Origin of the sequence: Shewanella holmiensis (assembly GCF_025370255.1) — a bacterium.
Lineage (GTDB): Bacteria > Pseudomonadota > Gammaproteobacteria > Enterobacterales > Shewanellaceae > Shewanella > Shewanella holmiensis.
Genome location: NZ_JAMTCD010000030.1, coordinates 1 through 16,053, shown reverse-complemented (window position 1 = coordinate 16,053; position 16,053 = coordinate 1). Strand labels below are relative to the sequence as shown.

Annotated in this window: 14 protein-coding genes; 4 read left to right on the top strand and 10 right to left on the bottom strand. The window is 40.3% G+C overall.

Annotation, left to right across the window (positions count from 1 at the left end):
• Positions 1-130 precede the first annotated feature (130 nt).
• On the bottom strand, positions 131-640 hold the full coding sequence (locus NE535_RS16750; RefSeq protein WP_261299744.1) for a DUF1097 domain-containing protein: 510 nt from the start codon (positions 638-640) through the stop codon (positions 131-133).
• Positions 641-890: 250 nt separating this feature from the next.
• Between NE535_RS16750 and NE535_RS16745 the strand changes: the two genes are divergently transcribed.
• Positions 891-1,832: an alpha/beta fold hydrolase gene (locus NE535_RS16745; RefSeq protein ID WP_261299743.1), complete on the top strand. Its 942-nt coding sequence runs from the start codon at positions 891-893 to the stop codon at positions 1,830-1,832.
• 209 nt (positions 1,833-2,041) lie between these two features.
• Positions 2,042-3,832, top strand: coding sequence for an acyl-CoA dehydrogenase C-terminal domain-containing protein (locus NE535_RS16740; RefSeq protein ID WP_261299742.1), 1,791 nt, complete (start codon positions 2,042-2,044; stop codon positions 3,830-3,832).
• Between the two features lie 76 nt (positions 3,833-3,908).
• On the opposite strand, the gene NE535_RS16735 is transcribed toward NE535_RS16740, so the two are convergent.
• Genes NE535_RS16735 through NE535_RS16725 form a run of 3 tightly spaced genes read right to left on the bottom strand, consistent with a single transcriptional unit; the run spans position 3,909 to position 6,260 of the window.
• A complete protein-coding gene (locus NE535_RS16735; protein ID WP_261299741.1) occupies positions 3,909-4,922 on the bottom strand; it encodes a succinylglutamate desuccinylase/aspartoacylase family protein in 1,014 nt (337 codons plus the stop codon).
• A complete protein-coding gene (gene rimK / locus NE535_RS16730) occupies positions 4,922-5,827 on the bottom strand; it encodes a 30S ribosomal protein S6--L-glutamate ligase (RefSeq protein WP_261299740.1) in 906 nt (301 codons plus the stop codon). Before rimK ends, NE535_RS16735 begins: the two co-directional genes overlap by 1 nt.
• Position 5,828: 1 nt before the next feature.
• Positions 5,829-6,260 carry an ATP-dependent zinc protease family protein gene (locus NE535_RS16725; RefSeq protein WP_261299739.1) on the bottom strand — a complete coding sequence of 144 codons (432 nt, stop codon included), beginning with the start codon at positions 6,258-6,260 and terminating at the stop codon, positions 5,829-5,831.
• 287 nt (positions 6,261-6,547) lie between these two features.
• Here NE535_RS16725 and NE535_RS16720 point away from each other — a divergent pair, with 287 nt between their 5' ends.
• Positions 6,548-7,219, top strand: coding sequence for a DUF2461 domain-containing protein (locus NE535_RS16720; RefSeq protein WP_261299738.1), 672 nt, complete (start codon positions 6,548-6,550; stop codon positions 7,217-7,219).
• Between the two features lie 49 nt (positions 7,220-7,268).
• Here the strand turns inward: NE535_RS16720 and NE535_RS16715 are convergent, their stop codons facing one another.
• The 5 genes from NE535_RS16715 to NE535_RS16695 all read right to left on the bottom strand — a co-directional run bounded on the left by NE535_RS16715 (position 7,269) and on the right by NE535_RS16695 (position 11,330).
• Positions 7,269-7,637, bottom strand: coding sequence for an acyl-CoA thioesterase (locus NE535_RS16715; protein WP_261299737.1), 369 nt, complete (start codon positions 7,635-7,637; stop codon positions 7,269-7,271).
• Positions 7,638-7,848: 211 nt separating this feature from the next.
• On the bottom strand, positions 7,849-8,862 hold the full coding sequence (gene ltaE / locus NE535_RS16710; protein ID WP_261299765.1) for a low-specificity L-threonine aldolase: 1,014 nt from the start codon (positions 8,860-8,862) through the stop codon (positions 7,849-7,851).
• 49 nt (positions 8,863-8,911) lie between these two features.
• A complete protein-coding gene (tpx, locus tag NE535_RS16705) occupies positions 8,912-9,508 on the bottom strand; it encodes a thiol peroxidase (protein ID WP_261299736.1) in 597 nt (198 codons plus the stop codon).
• Between the two features lie 289 nt (positions 9,509-9,797).
• A complete protein-coding gene (locus NE535_RS16700; RefSeq protein WP_261299735.1) occupies positions 9,798-10,634 on the bottom strand; it encodes a mechanosensitive ion channel family protein in 837 nt (278 codons plus the stop codon).
• A 24-nt stretch (positions 10,635-10,658) separates the two neighbouring features.
• On the bottom strand, positions 10,659-11,330 hold the full coding sequence (locus tag NE535_RS16695) for an OmpA family protein (protein ID WP_261299734.1): 672 nt from the start codon (positions 11,328-11,330) through the stop codon (positions 10,659-10,661).
• Between the two features lie 607 nt (positions 11,331-11,937).
• Between NE535_RS16695 and NE535_RS16690 the strand changes: the two genes are divergently transcribed.
• On the top strand, positions 11,938-13,443 hold the full coding sequence (locus tag NE535_RS16690) for a peptide MFS transporter (RefSeq protein WP_261299733.1): 1,506 nt from the start codon (positions 11,938-11,940) through the stop codon (positions 13,441-13,443).
• Positions 13,444-13,755: 312 nt separating this feature from the next.
• Here NE535_RS16690 and NE535_RS16685 read toward each other — a convergent pair whose 3' ends face one another.
• Entirely contained in the window at positions 13,756-15,570 is a 1,815-nt protein-coding gene (locus NE535_RS16685; protein ID WP_261299732.1) for a M1 family metallopeptidase, read from the bottom strand.
• Positions 15,571-16,053 lie beyond the last annotated feature (483 nt).

Sequence of the window (16,053 nt, the reverse complement as noted above, 5' to 3'; positions counted from 1 at the left end):
GCGATAGGAATTGAATGAGTATTAAATCGATTTATACGCTAGCTAACCTCAATGCTAAAAATTACCATTTTATTACCGAGTAAAATGCAGCCAAATTAAGGTTTGACTGCATTTATTACGCTTGCTATGACTACAGCTCTTTTGCTGCATTGTCACTGACACTGGTCACCTGAGACGAAAGGTTTTGTCTGTTTTTTGTCAATGTAATCAACTGATCCGTTAGCAAGCTCATACTGTAACCCAGCAAGGCACCAATAACTAATGGAGGCACTATCGCTGCAATATCAGCGTTCATCGCAAAAGTAATGCAACAACCAATAAAAGCACCGGGAATAAAGGCAAGTCGTTTATGGCTAGCTTGTAAACACATAATTGAAGTCACGATACCTGTTATCGCATAACTGATAATCGGTGAACCCAAAAAAGTACTGCCGGCAATAATTAGCCACCCCCAAAACACACCAGATAAGTTAGTGGTCATTGCCATCAGCATGCCTTTAAAACCATTTTCAGTTTGGGCAAAAAAAGTACTGCAACCTAGAAATCCAATCCAGGTGACTAACTGAAATACGTCAGCGACTCCAGCCCATAATGCGGCTAAAAGACCTGCTGATATCGCAATTTGAAATCGATGTTGCATAAACACCCCTAGATTGACTTATTTTCAAAACTGATAATTCTTAATTTAACACGATAGATTAAAAAAATAGTATGTTTAACATCAAAAAGGGATCTTGCTCGCAAAACTATCCGTAAACTAAAACATAATGGTCACACTAAGGTGATTTGATTACCCTGTAGAATGAGAAAAACAAATAATAATTGCAGCATAAATGTTCTAATATCTATTTTGATTTGCCTATTCAGATAATGAAGCAAAAAAGGAAGCTATGCTTATCAACCATTCAAGTGATGCTTGTTCTCAAATATGGCCGACGCCATGGCACCAAAGTGGTTTTTTCCATCAATATATCCATGATGGTATTACTCGTCAGGTATACATTAACCATGTCAAAAGTAACAAACCTTGCTTGTTGTTGATTCACGGATTCCCCACAAGTTGCTACGACTGGAAACCACTGTGGCTAACATTAGCTAAGCATTTTCATTTAATCACGCTAGATTTACTCGGCTATGGGTTATCTGATAAACCCAGCAATGTAACATACACTTTTGGTTTACAAGCTGACATCATTGAAGATGTATTGAAGCATCAGGGAATTAAAGAATTTCATATATTGGCGCATGATTATGGTGATACCGTTGCTCAGGAACTTTTGGCTCGCCATGGCCAACCTAACAATAATGACGACTTTGATATAAAAAGTACCATTTTACTTAATGGCGGTTTATTTCCTGAAACCACCCGCCCTATTCTTACCCAAAAAATATTGCTTAGTCCTGTTGGTTTTTTAGTGGCCAAATTTTTCTCATTCAAAAAGTTTATCGCCAACTTTAATCACATTTGCTATCAAAAAGTGCCAGTGGCAGATCTTGTGATTCATTGGCAACTTATCCAGCATAATCAGGGTGTGGATGTTATTCACAAAGTCATTCAATATATTCGTGAGCGCCAAGTAAGTCGTCAGCGCTGGGTAAATGCATTACAGCAATACCCGCAACCACTCAGGTTAATTAATGGTATTTGTGACCCGGTTTCAGGCCAAGACACACTGATGCGATTCGAACAACTTATTGAACAGGCTGACACAATCGCATTACTTGAAACAGGGCATTACCCTCAAATAGAAAATCCGCATGCCGTTTTAGTGCATTGCGTGAATTTTTGGCGACAACATAAAATAATTCCGCCCGCCGATGCAGAACAATAAAAGAATCTAAAACATCTTGGCTTTATGAGTAAAAATAGCAGGTAAATTGCTGAGTTTTTATCCAATAAAAATACTGAGTTTTTACTCAAATTACGTTAATGTAGAAAAGATAACCATAATGCACAATGAATCGCGTACCTCGTCCCTACAGATGAAAATACCGCGAGATAAATTGTTCAATAACAAGCATCAACAAGGAACGACCTCTTATGCCTATTTATCAAGCACCTATCCGTGATTATCAATTCATTCTTTCTGAACTACTGAACATTTATCAATATCAAGAATTAGCTGGATTTGAAGAAGTCGATCCCGAGCTCGTTGATGCCATCTTGCAAGGCGTTGCCGATTTTACGACCGATATAATGCTGCCCTTAAATAGCGTCGGCGACCATCAGGGCTGTAAATTAGTTGATGGTAAAGTTATTACTCCTGATGGCTTTAAAGATGCTTATAAACAATATGTTGAGAATGGCTGGGCAACATTAACCTGCGACCCTGAATATGGCGGGCAAGGCTTACCTGAAGTCGTGGGTACCTTTGCCACTGAAATGAAAACAGCAACTAATATGGCATTTGCTATGTATCCTGGGCTAACACATGGCGCTTATTCAGCCATTCATGTACACGGCAGTGATGCGCTAAAACAAAAATATCTCTCGAAACTAGTGAGCGGGGAATGGACTGGCACCATGAACCTAACAGAGTCACATGCGGGTACCGATTTAGCCCTATTACGTACAAAAGCAAAGCCTTTAGGTGACGATACATTTGCAATTAGCGGTGAAAAAATCTTTATTTCTTCTGGCGATCATGACCTAGCGGAAAATATCATCCACCTTGTATTAGCACGTCTGCCTGATGCCCCTGAAGGCGTAAAAGGCATTTCACTGTTTGCAGTGCCTAAATTTTTAGTGAATATCGATGGTAGCCTTGGCGAAGCGAATACCCTGGCGGCGACAGGTCTTGAGCATAAAATGGGGATTCACGGAAACTCCACCTGTGTGATGTTATTTGACAATGCCGTCGGTGAGCTTGTCGGCGCACCTCACCAAGGTTTACGTGCAATGTTCACTATGATGAATCAGGCTCGTTTAGGCGTAGGGATTCAAGGTTTAGGGGTATCAGATATTGCCTACCAAAATGCATTAGTTTACGCCAAAGATCGTATTCAAGGCCGTGCACTAAGTGGCGTAAAACAAGCCGAAAAAGCTGCGGATTCAATTTTGGTTCATGGCGATGTTCGCCGCATGTTACTGTCGCAAAAATCATTTAATGAAGGCACTCGCGCATTGATGGGGCAACAAGCTTTGTGGCTAGACCAAGCAGAACGTGAAGCGGACCCCGTTAAAGCAAAACAGGCTTCAGCATTAGCCGCATTGTTTACGCCTATTGTGAAAGGATTTGTTACTGACCAAGGCTTTAAAGCATGCGTGGATGCCCAGCAAGTATACGGCGGTCATGGTTATATCAATGAATGGGGTATGGAGCAATTTGTTCGTGATATTCGTATTGCGATGATTTATGAAGGTACAAACGGTGTACAAGCACTGGATTTAGTGGGTCGTAAATTACTGGCCGATAAAGGTGCAACCTTACAAGTATGGTCCGAAATGGTGAAGCAATTTATTGGCCAACACTCAGCTAATGAACAAATGCAGCCTTTTATTGCTGGGTTGATGGACGCCGCAGGCGATCTTGAGCGCGCAACAGGTTACATTGCCAAACACGCAGCGACTAACCCCGATATCGTAGGGGCCGCTTCTATGGCTTATATGCAGTTATTTGGTATCAGTGCATTAGCTTGGATGTGGGCACGTATTGCCGCAACCTCATTAGCGGCGCTTGAAAAAGGCACAGATGAAGTCAGCTTCTATCAAGCAAAACTAAAAACGGGTACCTTTTATATGAGTTACTGGGTTAGCCAAACCCGCAGTTTACGCAAACAAATAGAAACCAGTAGTGAGTATATTGTTGCATTCGAAGAATCAGACTTTTAAGCCTTAGTTAACAAACCGAAGGTTGATAAAACAAAAATGCCGCTGAATTCAGCGGCATTTTAACTGACAAACATAATTATGCGTATTCAGCCATGAAATCGTCTAGGCTATCATTAACAATCTCAATTTCATCACCCTCAAATTGAGCAATATGAAATAATGCTTCACCTTCATTAGTGACAGGAATATTACTATTACCGATAATAATACCGTCTGTTGGCGCGCGTAGTGCGATAGTTTCACCGCCGTGTGGGTTAACAATATAGGCTAAGATATTACCTTTATTAACCCTCTCACCTAGCTTAAGCTTAATGTTAATCAAACCATCGGCTTCACTACGAACCCAATAACTGCGGCTAGCGTTAACACTATTGCCTTTTATGCGAATACGACCTTTAATCATTTCTAAATGGCGCATCACATTCATCACACCGTTAAGACCTGATTTTATCGACATTTCGCTAAAGCGTAATGCTTCACCAGCTTCATACAAAATACACGGAATCCCTTTGCTATTGGCATAACCTCGCATAGAACCAACGACATTTTTCGATGTCATGATAACCGGTGCACCAAACGCATTCGCCATCCCAAACATCACTTCATCATCGGTATCACAACGGATCTGAGGCAAATTATCACGATGAATCGCCCCGGTATGTAAATCGATAATATGGGTTGAACGGTCAACCAACTGATGCGAAACCAGATGAGCTAAACGACTCGCCAAAGCGCCTTTTGAAGAACCTGGAAAACAACGGTTTAAATCGCGACGGTCAGGTAAATAACGAGATTGTTGAATAAAGCCAAATACGTTAATAATGGGCACAACTAATACTGTGCCCACTAAAGACTTAGCGTTTATTTTACTTAATAAACGTCGACAAATTTCAATGCCGTTTAATTCATCACCATGAATGGCGGCACACACCAACAAGGTTGGACCCGCTTTTGTACCATGGAACACTTCAACATGAAGTTCCATTGGTGTGTCGTTATAAAGTCTTGCCGCAGGAAGCTTAACGCTTTGTTGCGTGCCAGCTTTAACGCTCACTTCACCTAAAGTAAAAGATTCGCGTTTTTTAGCCATTAGCCATTACCTTTGGTCTTAGCGCTGCCTTTTTTAAGGTTTTTCTCGATGAACTGAATTATTTTATCAGCGACATCAATACCGGTAGCTTTTTCAATGCCTTCAAGACCTGGTGATGAGTTCACTTCCATGACTAATGGACCATGTTTAGAGCGTAAAATATCCACACCAGCAACGTTAAGACCCATGGTCTTAGCTGCGCGAAGCGCGGTTGAGCGCTCTTCAGGTGTTAACTTAACTATGGTAGCAGAACCGCCGCGGTGTAAGTTAGAACGGAATTCACCTGGCAATGCTTGACGCCTCATCGCCGCGATCACTTTATCGCCAATCACGAAACAGCGAATGTCAGCCCCACCCGCTTCAGCGATATATTCCTGCACCATAATATTGGCTTTAAGGCCCATAAAGGCTTCAATAACAGACTCAGCTGCTTTACGCGTCTCGGCAAGTACAACACCAATACCTTGAGTACCTTCAAGTAACTTAATCACACACGGTGCGCCACCAACCATGTCTAATAAGTCTGGTATATCCGCAGGTTTGTTTGCAAAACCAGTCACAGGCAAGCCAATATTTTTACGAGAGAGTAACTGTAATGAACGCAACTTGTCACGTGAACGGGTAATCGCTACCGACTCATTTAATGGGTGAACTCCCATCATTTCGAACTGACGTAATACTGCTGTTCCGTAAAAGGTTACTGATGCACCAATACGTGGAATGACGGCATCAAACTTAGGCAGATCTTCGCCTTTCATGTGGATGCTTGGAGAGGTCATGTTGATGTTCATATAACACTTTAATGGGTCGATAACTTTAACTTCATGCCCACGAGCTTCGGCGGCTTCTTTTAAACGATTGGTGGAATAAAGATTCTTATTCCGTGACATAATTGCAATGTGCATTCTACTCTCCAGTGATATAAGATGCTGCTGAATCCACCAAAAATCGTCCTTCCAGTGCTCTGCGACCTAACAACATACGAAATTTCATGTTATCTCTATTGGTTAAGGTCAGTTCAATATCGAACTGCTTTCTACCGATAATGATTGGTGTTTTAATTACATACCGTTTAGTCACGTGTCCACCAGAATCGCTAACATTACGGCGATCAAAAATGGGGAATTCACAGATAACTTCACGTTCAGATTCTTGTTCAGGATGCAACCATACACGCACCCACTTCTGTTTTTCTTTTTGGAACGGTTTAATTTTAAAAGCATGTAAACAAGAGGTCTTAGCTCCTGTATCCACCTTAATTTTGACTTTTTCATTGCCAATTTCAGGAAACGTGCCCCATTCTCTCCAGCCCACTATATCGAGGGTTTGTTGCGTCATGGTCAGTCCTTAAGATTAATAGGAAATAAAGTCTTACCTTTTGAAAATAATCACAGCCAAACAAGTTAATGGCTCATTTAACAAAATTACTGTTCATTAACTCAGCTGTTAAGCATAGCGTGTCTCAGCTAATTTCGGCGCAATATACACTGCATCTTCAATAAAATATATTTTTTTAAAATCTATTTTTACGTTAAGGTAATTCGCATAAATTGTTAAGTAAATCTTCACAATCACACTACTACTAACCAGTTAATATTAAAAGAATTAAATACGGGGCCATGCCAATGTTCAGTCCACAAACTTTTGGTTTTTTAACGGAACTCTCTCAAAATAATGACCGCGATTGGTTTAAACAAAACCAACCCCGTTATGAAGCGCTCGTCCGTGGCCCAGCTCTGCAGTTTATTGAAGCCATGCAAGGACCTGTATTGGCCCTTTCACCGCGCTTTACTGCTGTCGCCAAAAAAGTCGGTGGCAGCTTAATGCGTCCTCAACGAGATAGTCGATTCAGTCACAACAAAGCGCCCTACAAAACCAACGTGGGCATCCAATTTCGGCATTTTCAAGGGAAAGATGTACATGCTCCCGGTTTTTATATTCATCTGGCTAACGATGAATGCTTTATCGCTGCAGGTATATGGCATCCGGAATCAAAAAGTCTCAATGCAATAAGACAATGCATAGATGAAAACCCCAATGGCTATCAAAAGACCATACAGGGATTAAATAAAGCTGGTTTTAACATGGAAGGGGATCAACTAATAAGACCGCCAAGAGGGTTTTCTCAAGATCACCCTTTATTTGATGAACTCAAACGAAAAGACTTTATCGCCATAAAACCTATTTCGCAAAAACAGGCTTGCCAGACAGATTTTGTAGAATACTGCCAAAAGGAATTACAACACACGACCAGTCTGATGGCCTATTTGTGTTTTGCCCTTGAATTAGATTACTAAAAGCATCGGTAAGTCAGTTACGCGCATGACTTACCTATCTATACTGTTTTTAAGCTGCATTGGCTCGCATTCCATGAGGAATAGGCAAGCCATTGGCATTTATGTTTACAAACACCATTTTATCAATACTCGCGATAGGCGATTGAGTCACTTTATTACGCACCTTGCAACGAATGGTAACTGAACTTTGCCCTAAACTTACACATTCAAAACCAAATTCAAGCATATCGCCCGCTACTGCAGGTGTCATAAAATTGATTTCAGAAATAAGTTTGGCGACATGACACTGACTCTTCATCTGACAACTGGCAAAAATTGTCGCTTGTTCATTAATCCAACTCAGTAGCTGTCCACAGCAAAGCGCCTGACTGTTATTTAGATGAATTGGTAAAATAAGATGACGGCTAAGATATTTCATATAAACCCCTTTAGTTGTTTACAACAAACATGTGTATTACTAAAGAGGTAGCAATGATTAAGCCAATTGTAGTTATATTATTAATCAAACACTTAAAGGTTTGAATAATAAAAATTGCCCCATAACGGAATTACATTTGCACTATTTAACGCCATTCATGTCATAAATGGCGTTAAATATTTCATGGGGTTTCAGATAAGCACTCTCTAAGTTAAGCCGATAACACCTGCTTTAAGGATGCTAAGAAAGCCGTAATATCTTCGCTGGTAATATCCGCATGGGTCACAAGGCGCAGTTGCTGACTAGGGCTAATCTTAATGCCTTTTTGCAGTAATGCCTGTGATAAATAATGAGGATCGATGTGACTAGACAGACGTGCAAAAACCATATTGGTTTGTACCGCTTTAATGTCTACTTCAAATTCGTCAAATTGGTATAAGGCTTCAGCAAGCAGTTTTGCATGGTGATGATCTTCAGCTAAGCGGTCTACCTGCTCCGTTAATGCTAATTTAGCTGCGGCGGCAATAATACCTGCTTGGCGCATACCACCACCTAACATTTTTCGCCATCGAGTGGCCTTAGCAATTAATCGTTCATCCCCTAACAAAATAGAACCTATTGGGGCACATAAGCCTTTAGATAAGCATATTGAAACTGAATCAAAATACTGGGTAATGTCGGCAATATCGATATTTTGAGCGACTGCAGCATTTGCAACTCGGGCACCATCCAAATGGATTTTTAGCCCGCGGTTAAACGCTAAAGCCTGCGCCTGTGATAAATACTCTTGAGGTAAAACTTTGCCGCCAATAGTATTTTCAAGGCTGAGTAAACGAGTGCGGGCAAAATGTATATCGTCGGGTTTAATGGCGGCTTCAACGTCAGCTAATAAAATACTGCCATCTAGCTGATTATTGAGCGGCTGAGGTTGAATACTGCCTAATACCGCAGCTCCGCCGCCTTCAAATTTATAATTATGCGCTTGTTGCCCACATAAATACTCGTCGCCTCGATCACAATGCGACATCAATGCTAATAAGTTAGCTTGTGTGCCAGAACTAACAAACAATGCGCCATCAAAACCGAACATTTCAGCGGCCATATCCTGTAAGTGATTAACGGTAGGATCATCGCCATAAACATCATCACCAACAGGAGCCTCTGCCATGGCGCGGCGCATTGCCGCTGTTGGCTGAGTAACAGTATCGCTTCTAAAATCAATCATCATTTCTATTATCTATTCAATCTCAATCGATAATCGACAGTGTAACGGATTAAGATTTTACTGCAGCAATTTTTGTCAAGGCTGAAAGCGCCGCGTCGTAGTTAGGATGCTGGCTCACCTCTTTAACCAGTTCTTGATACTGCAATTTCCCCTCGGGATCTATGATAAAAATCGCACGGGCTAACAAACCACGATCTTCAATTAATAAGCCATATTGCTCTGCAAAGTTGCGCCAAACTGAATCAGATAACACTTTAATTTTATCGACACTTTCAGTTTGGCAAAAACGTTTTTGTGCAAAAGGTAAATCGGTACTAATCGTCAACATCACCACATCAGCATTAAAATGGGCAAACTCATTATTAAAACGTTTCGTTTGCAGCGCACAAACACCTGTGTCTAGACTCGGTACTGCGCTGATTAATACCGTTTTACCTTTGAAGTCACTTAGGTGTACCGGATTAAACTTATCGTCGACAACTTTAAATTCTGGTGCTGTGATGTTATTGAGCGGTAATTTGCCTTTTAATGTCACAGAATGGCCACCTATAGTGACTTCTGCGCTTATCGCCGACGTTATCAATAACGGCGTAGTCATTAATACTAAGGAAAAACCTAAATTAAAAAGTGCGTGTTTAAGTGTCATTGTAAGCTCCAATAAATACGTTTAAAAATTCATTAAAAAAACCAGCCGTTGGCTGGTTTTTTGATACGTACTCAATCGATAAATTGATTACTTAACCTGAACTCTGGATAAGAGATTAGCTAAACATATGAAATTAAATAATATATATCTAACCCATGTATTCTAGAGAGATATTTTTTCTTAGAACAAGGCAAATTTGTGCGTCAATAGCTGGCCTATTGCAAACAAATTTAACACAGTTATCAGTAAAAATACCCTCTAGAAAGCAAGTTGTTATCCAGAGTTCAGGTTACTTAGTTGTAGCTAACTCTTTTACATGCAAATCCATTTGTGGGAATGGAATTTCAATGTCAGCAGCATCAAGTGCATTTTTGATTTGCTCTAAAACTTCAAAACGTGCCGGCCAGTAATCATCCGTACTTACCCATGGGCGAACCACAAAGTTAATAGAAGAATCTGCTAATTCAGCTAGACCAATGGTATAATCAGGATCTTTTAAAACAAATGCATTGTTATCTAATACTTCTGCAATCACTTTCTTAGTTTTAGCAATATCAGACGCATAGCTAACACCAATCACCAAATCGATACGACGCTTTTCAAGCGCTGAATAATTCGTGATAGTCCCATTCATAATGGCTGAGTTCGGTGCGATGATAAGCTTGTTATCACCAGTACGTAGCTTAGTTGAGAAAATAGTAATTTCATCAACTACACCTGCAACACCTGCAGCTTCAACAAAATCGCCTACACGACATGGACGGAATAACACCATCAACACACCAGAAGCGAAGTTAGATAATGAGCCTTGTAATGCTAAACCAACAGCAAGACCTGCGGCACCGATCACGGCAACAAGCGATGCAGTTTGAACGCCAATCTGGCCCAATGTAGCAATGATAGTGAAGACAAAAACAATTGCCCACGCTAAATTAGCTACAAATGACACTACGGTTTGATCAACTTTACGACTGCTTAATACTTTGTCAGTTAGACGTTTTGCAACACCGGCAAAATATTTACCAATAATAAATATCACCAAAGCCGCTAATGCTTTAAGACCATAAGCCATAATAAACTCAGGTGCTTGTTGCATTAACCCTTCTAAACCTTCAAGGTTTTCCATTGTTTTACTCCTTTAAATGGCAGATTATTCTGCCGAAATGATAAATTCTACTCGCCGATTCCGTTGACGCCCTTCTACTGTGGCGTTATCTGCAGCAGGCTGTTTGTTACTCATTCCTTTTACAGAAATGTTGTCAGGATTAAAATGATAATCGGTCACTAAAATTTGTTTTACACTGTTTGCTCGAGCAAGTGACAGCGCTTGATTTAATTCATCCGTGCCCAGTAGGTCGGCATGACCAACTAACATCAACTGCACATTATCATTTTTAACAGTTAATCGATGAATACTGTCTAAAAATGGACGCTGCGATAATAGTACATCCGCTTTAGCAAATTCAAAATACACAGGTTGTATTGCTTGTTGTAAACACGCTGAGATGTCATTGAGGCCTGTTTGCTGTTCACATCTATTAACCAACTCTTGTGGGGTTAATGGTGGCTCTTCAATAGCCGATATTTCAACCGGGGACTCAAGGTCAAACTCTTGTTCAATTTCTTCAATTTCTTCAATTTCTTCAATGGCAATATTGCTTGGGTCTTGGCAACCATTCGCCATAACCACTGTGCCTTTTGCGGTACCAGCACAAGCGTCTTTTTTATCTGGCACGCCATCCATATCAGTATCTATCCAGGCCGAAGCTGCAGTGCTCAGCAAAATAATAGATAGCGATATTGCATTTAATAATAAGCGCATATTGTCCTCAATCATGTTGTCTCGATGCGGTTAGGCAACATATTCTGGATAATCATTATTTTGCAGCACTGTAATTTCTTCACATTTTAACTTTTAGTTACATTTTTGCAATCACGTAACACTTAATTGCTGTAAACAAGTTAAAAACCACCCTTTACTTGCTTAAAATAACGTCATCTAAATTTTTTTGATAAAGCCACTCTTTATCGACCAACTGTTGGCAAACTTGATTATGACGCAATAATGGCTACCAGTAGGAATAACCTCAATGACTTTCAAAAAACGTTTTAGCTAGAGATAAAACACAGAGCGGCGTTAACATTTTTGCAACCCTTAATATACACCCCATACCCGCACAAACATTGACTTTAGCGGTCTTAAAAGGGTATATAAGGTGGGTTTTTTGATGTTTTAAACAAATTAAGCATCGAATAAACACTATTTATTATAAAAATGAACAATAAATAAGCCAAGATTTCCTGGTTAAGTTGCACTTCATTTTCTTGAATTGTGCTGTCTTTGTGATACTCAGGTTAACTTTGCAAACAACTATTCTGTGATGCAACTTGCGTCACAGCCAATCACAAGCTTTAAGGTGGAAAACTTAATGAGTGAAGTAAAAGCACCAGGAACGATGCTTGGGCATCCAAAGGGATTGTTCCTACTCTTTACAACAGAATTGTGGGAACGATTCAGTTACTACGCAATGCGCGCTATTTTAGTACTTTATTTGGTTGATAAAGTACAATCTGAAGGGGGCAGTGGCTTAGGTTGGACACAAGCCGAAGCGCTTTCTTTATATGGTACGTTTACTGGTCTTGTTTACTTAACACCACTTATCGGTGGTTGGTTAGCTGATACATATCTAGGTCAGCGAAAAGCTATTTATATCGGTGGCGCATTAATGGCTATCGGACAATTTACCCTTGCGGCCCCACATAGCTGGTTCCCAGGTTTAGAGACCACGTTATTCTATATTGGTTTAGGTACTCTAATTTTTGGTAACGGTTTATTCAAACCCAATATTTCTACCATGGTTGGTGACTTATACGAAGAAGGCGATCACCGTCGTGACGGTGCATTCACTATTTTCTATATGGGTATCAACGTGGGTGCGGCGTTATCTGGCTTTATCGTAGCTTGGGCTTATACCTCTTTTGGTCACAGCACAGTCATTGAAGGTCAGGAAGTATTTGTAAACAACTGGCAGGCAGGTTTCTTCTGTGCTGGTGTAGGTATGATTGCCTCTTTAATTATTCAGTTCATCTTTGCCCAAAGATTATTGGGTGATATTGGTACAGTCCCTGCGGCAAAACTTGAAAGAGAGAAAAATGCCCAAAAAGGTCAAGTGCGTAGTGAGCCTTTAACTAAAATTGAACGTGATCGTATTAAAGTGATCATGGTAATGGGTTTATTTACCATCATTTTCTGGGCTGGTTTCGAACAAGCCGGTGGCTTAATGAACCTATTCACCAATAACTTTACCGACCGTATGATTGGTAGCTGGGAAGTTCCGACGACTTACTTCCAATCACTTAATGCTATTTTTATTGTTGTTTTTGCTCCTGTTATAGCATCAATTTGGATACGTTTAGGTAAAAATGAACCCAACTCACCCGTTAAGTTTGCCCTTGGTCTAGTGTTACTTGGCATTGGTTTCTTATTTATGATTGGTGCTGTTTTACAGATGGACGGTGACGCTTCAATCAAATCAAGCATGTGGTGGTTAGTCGGTGCGTATTTCTTCCACACTATGGGTGAGCTTTGTTTATCTCCAATTGGTCTATCTATGGTCACTAAACTTGCACCACTGCGTATCGCATCATTAATGATGGGCGCATGGTTCCTGTTTATTGCGATTGCTAACAAAGTGGGTGGTTTAGTCGGCTCATTAATCGGTCATGGCGGCAGTGTTGAAGATCAACTTGCGAATGCAATGTCAATCTTCGCAGGCATCGCAATCACTGCGGCAGTTTCAGGTATCATTTTATACTTCATGGCTGACAAGTTAGTCGATTGGATGCACGGTGCTGAAGGGCACAATGACACTGAAGAAGCGGCATTGACCGAAGAAATTGGCGTAACAGGCGAACATGAAGCTATTAAACGTTAATAGTATGTTTTAGCCTTATCATTATGTAAGGCAATAAAAAACCTCAGATATTGTCTGAGGTTTTTTTTTGCTTGTAACTTACAAGCAATGAGTCAATCTTAGTGAGTTACTGTTTGTGCGCTGTTTTATTGAGATGCCACAAAACTAGGTCAAACTCAACCTAACTATTGCGCACCTGTAATGAACAATTAAATGAAAACCGAAATAATAACGGCCCCTCACACTTGGTTCTTGCTCTAGTCACGTTATTCCACGAATTTGATATTAAGCTCATGCACTTACCTTCCGTCAAAACGATATTGAAACAAACAACTACCCTGCCGAGTTTATGACAATTATCTTATCTAATTGCACCTGTAATGAAGGGTGATAGCCTGCCCTAGCTTGCTGATAAATTTGTTGCACCTCTTGGTGATATCCTGCAACTTGTAATTCGATATACAGGGGTTTAACAAACTTAGCGCGGCCAACCGTCATCAAAAAACCTGATAACGCGTCTAGCACAGGATCATAATGATTACGAATAGCGACCCTAAACCAATCACATGCAATCTCTGAGTTTTGGCTGAGGGTAAAATTAAAGGATTCATCTAAATCAAGTAATTGCTCTTGCGTGATAACTTGCGGTAATTGATTTAAAAAATACTGCCAATGGTGTACTCGCCATCCTGTCACATTTAATGAACTTGCTGATTTAAGCTGTTCAAAATCGGCTAATGCAAGGTGTACTTTATCTAGGCTATTAGATGTTGGAGCAACAAACCATTCTGGTAAGCCTTGGCCATAAACCCATTCATTGAGTTCATCTAGCGACAGCTTATCTGAAAACGTAGGCAAGACGTGTTGCTGCATATAACTGATAAATGTCTCTGTTGTAATCGCTTTAAAAGCAAAATGACTGACATAGTCAAACAGGAATGCATCAAATGCTTCACGACCAAAACGCCACTCTAGTTCATGCACAAACATAGAGGCTTTATCATAAGTAAAACGATTAAACGCTAAATTTGGATCTTGACGTTGGACATTGGCGGGCAAAGTTTGCTCTGCCAAGTCAGATGAATGCATCTCAGACACTAAGCGAGTGTACTCATTAACCCATTCTAAATCCGCTTGTTCTTTTCCGTATACCGCTTCAACGATTCGATTAGTAAAATAAGTCGTAAACCCTTCATTAAGCCACAAATCACGCCAGGTAGCATTACTGACTAAATTACCAGTCCAGGAATGAGCAAGTTCATGGGCAACCGTTGAGACTAGACTTTTATCTCCAGCGATCAAAGTGGGCGTCATAAATGCCAACATAGGGTTTTCCATACCGCCAAATGGAAAACTGGGCGGCAACACTATCATGTCGTAACGACCCCAAGCATAAGGACCTAATAACGACTCTGAAACACGAATCATAGCTTCCGTATCTTCAAACTCTTTAACTGCACACGCGAGCATTCCTGGTTCAGTGTAAATACCGCTTCGAGGCCCAGTGGCTTCAAACGCTAAATCACCAACGGCTAAGGCAAGTAAATGCGTTGGAATAGGTTTATCCATAGCGAAGTTAAAAACACCATTTTCAGGCATTTTCGGGTCATTCAATGCACTCATCACAGCCCGCAAGCCATTGTTTACATGAATAACGGCATCAAAAGTCACCCGAGCTTTTGGGGTATCTTGCAGCGGTATCCAGCTTCGGGCATTAATGGGTTGAGACTGACTAAACAAATAAGGTTTTAATTTACCCAGTGTTTGCTCTGGCGTTAACCATTGCAAACCTTGTGCTTGAGGGGAAGTCGCATAATAAACCACGACCTCACGCATTGATTGATGAATGTCAATAACCAGCTTTTGCCCCAGCACATCGTCAACCTCGCTAAGAGTAAAATCAAGCACGCCCCCATGTTTATCAGTTACCTTGAAAATGGTTAAATCACGGCAATCTAAAATAAGTTGTTGAACATTATTGGGATTATTATTTGATTCAAACTGAAGTTGTACGTGACCGATTAACTGCTTGGCTTCAAAGTCGACTCTAAGCTCGAGTGATAAATGAGTCACTTTTAATGAGTCAACATTCGCACTAGAATGATAATCATGCTGATGATCCCACTGAGTTTCTATTGTTTTGGCCACGTTAATATCCTTTCGCTAGGCTCATATTTTATAAAAAAGCATCTGACTAATTGCCACTAAAGATAGCATCTTTAAAGGTGATGTTTGTAAGGGAATATCCGTTTTAATTCGGTATTTTATTATGGTTAGCTGTTATAGGTTTATTGCAACAATTATTGTACTTGGCTTAAGCCCAAAACGGCAAAAAAGACGTTACGATCTTGTTTGGGCGAACATCACTAATACCATGATAATGCCGTCCCAAACGAAACAACTTAAAGAGTGATACATTGTTAAACCTAGTTAAATAAAATAACTAGGCGATTGGCTCAATCAGCGTAAATTGTTTTATCGAACAAAATGCCACCTATAAACATCAAGTACATCGCTTTATTTAAAATAATTTGAAAACTGGTGAACTTTTGCCAAGATCACAAGTCCTAATATACGAACCGAATTTCTACAGTACTTTTATTGAAGTTTAGTTCATCATCATCCTCCCTT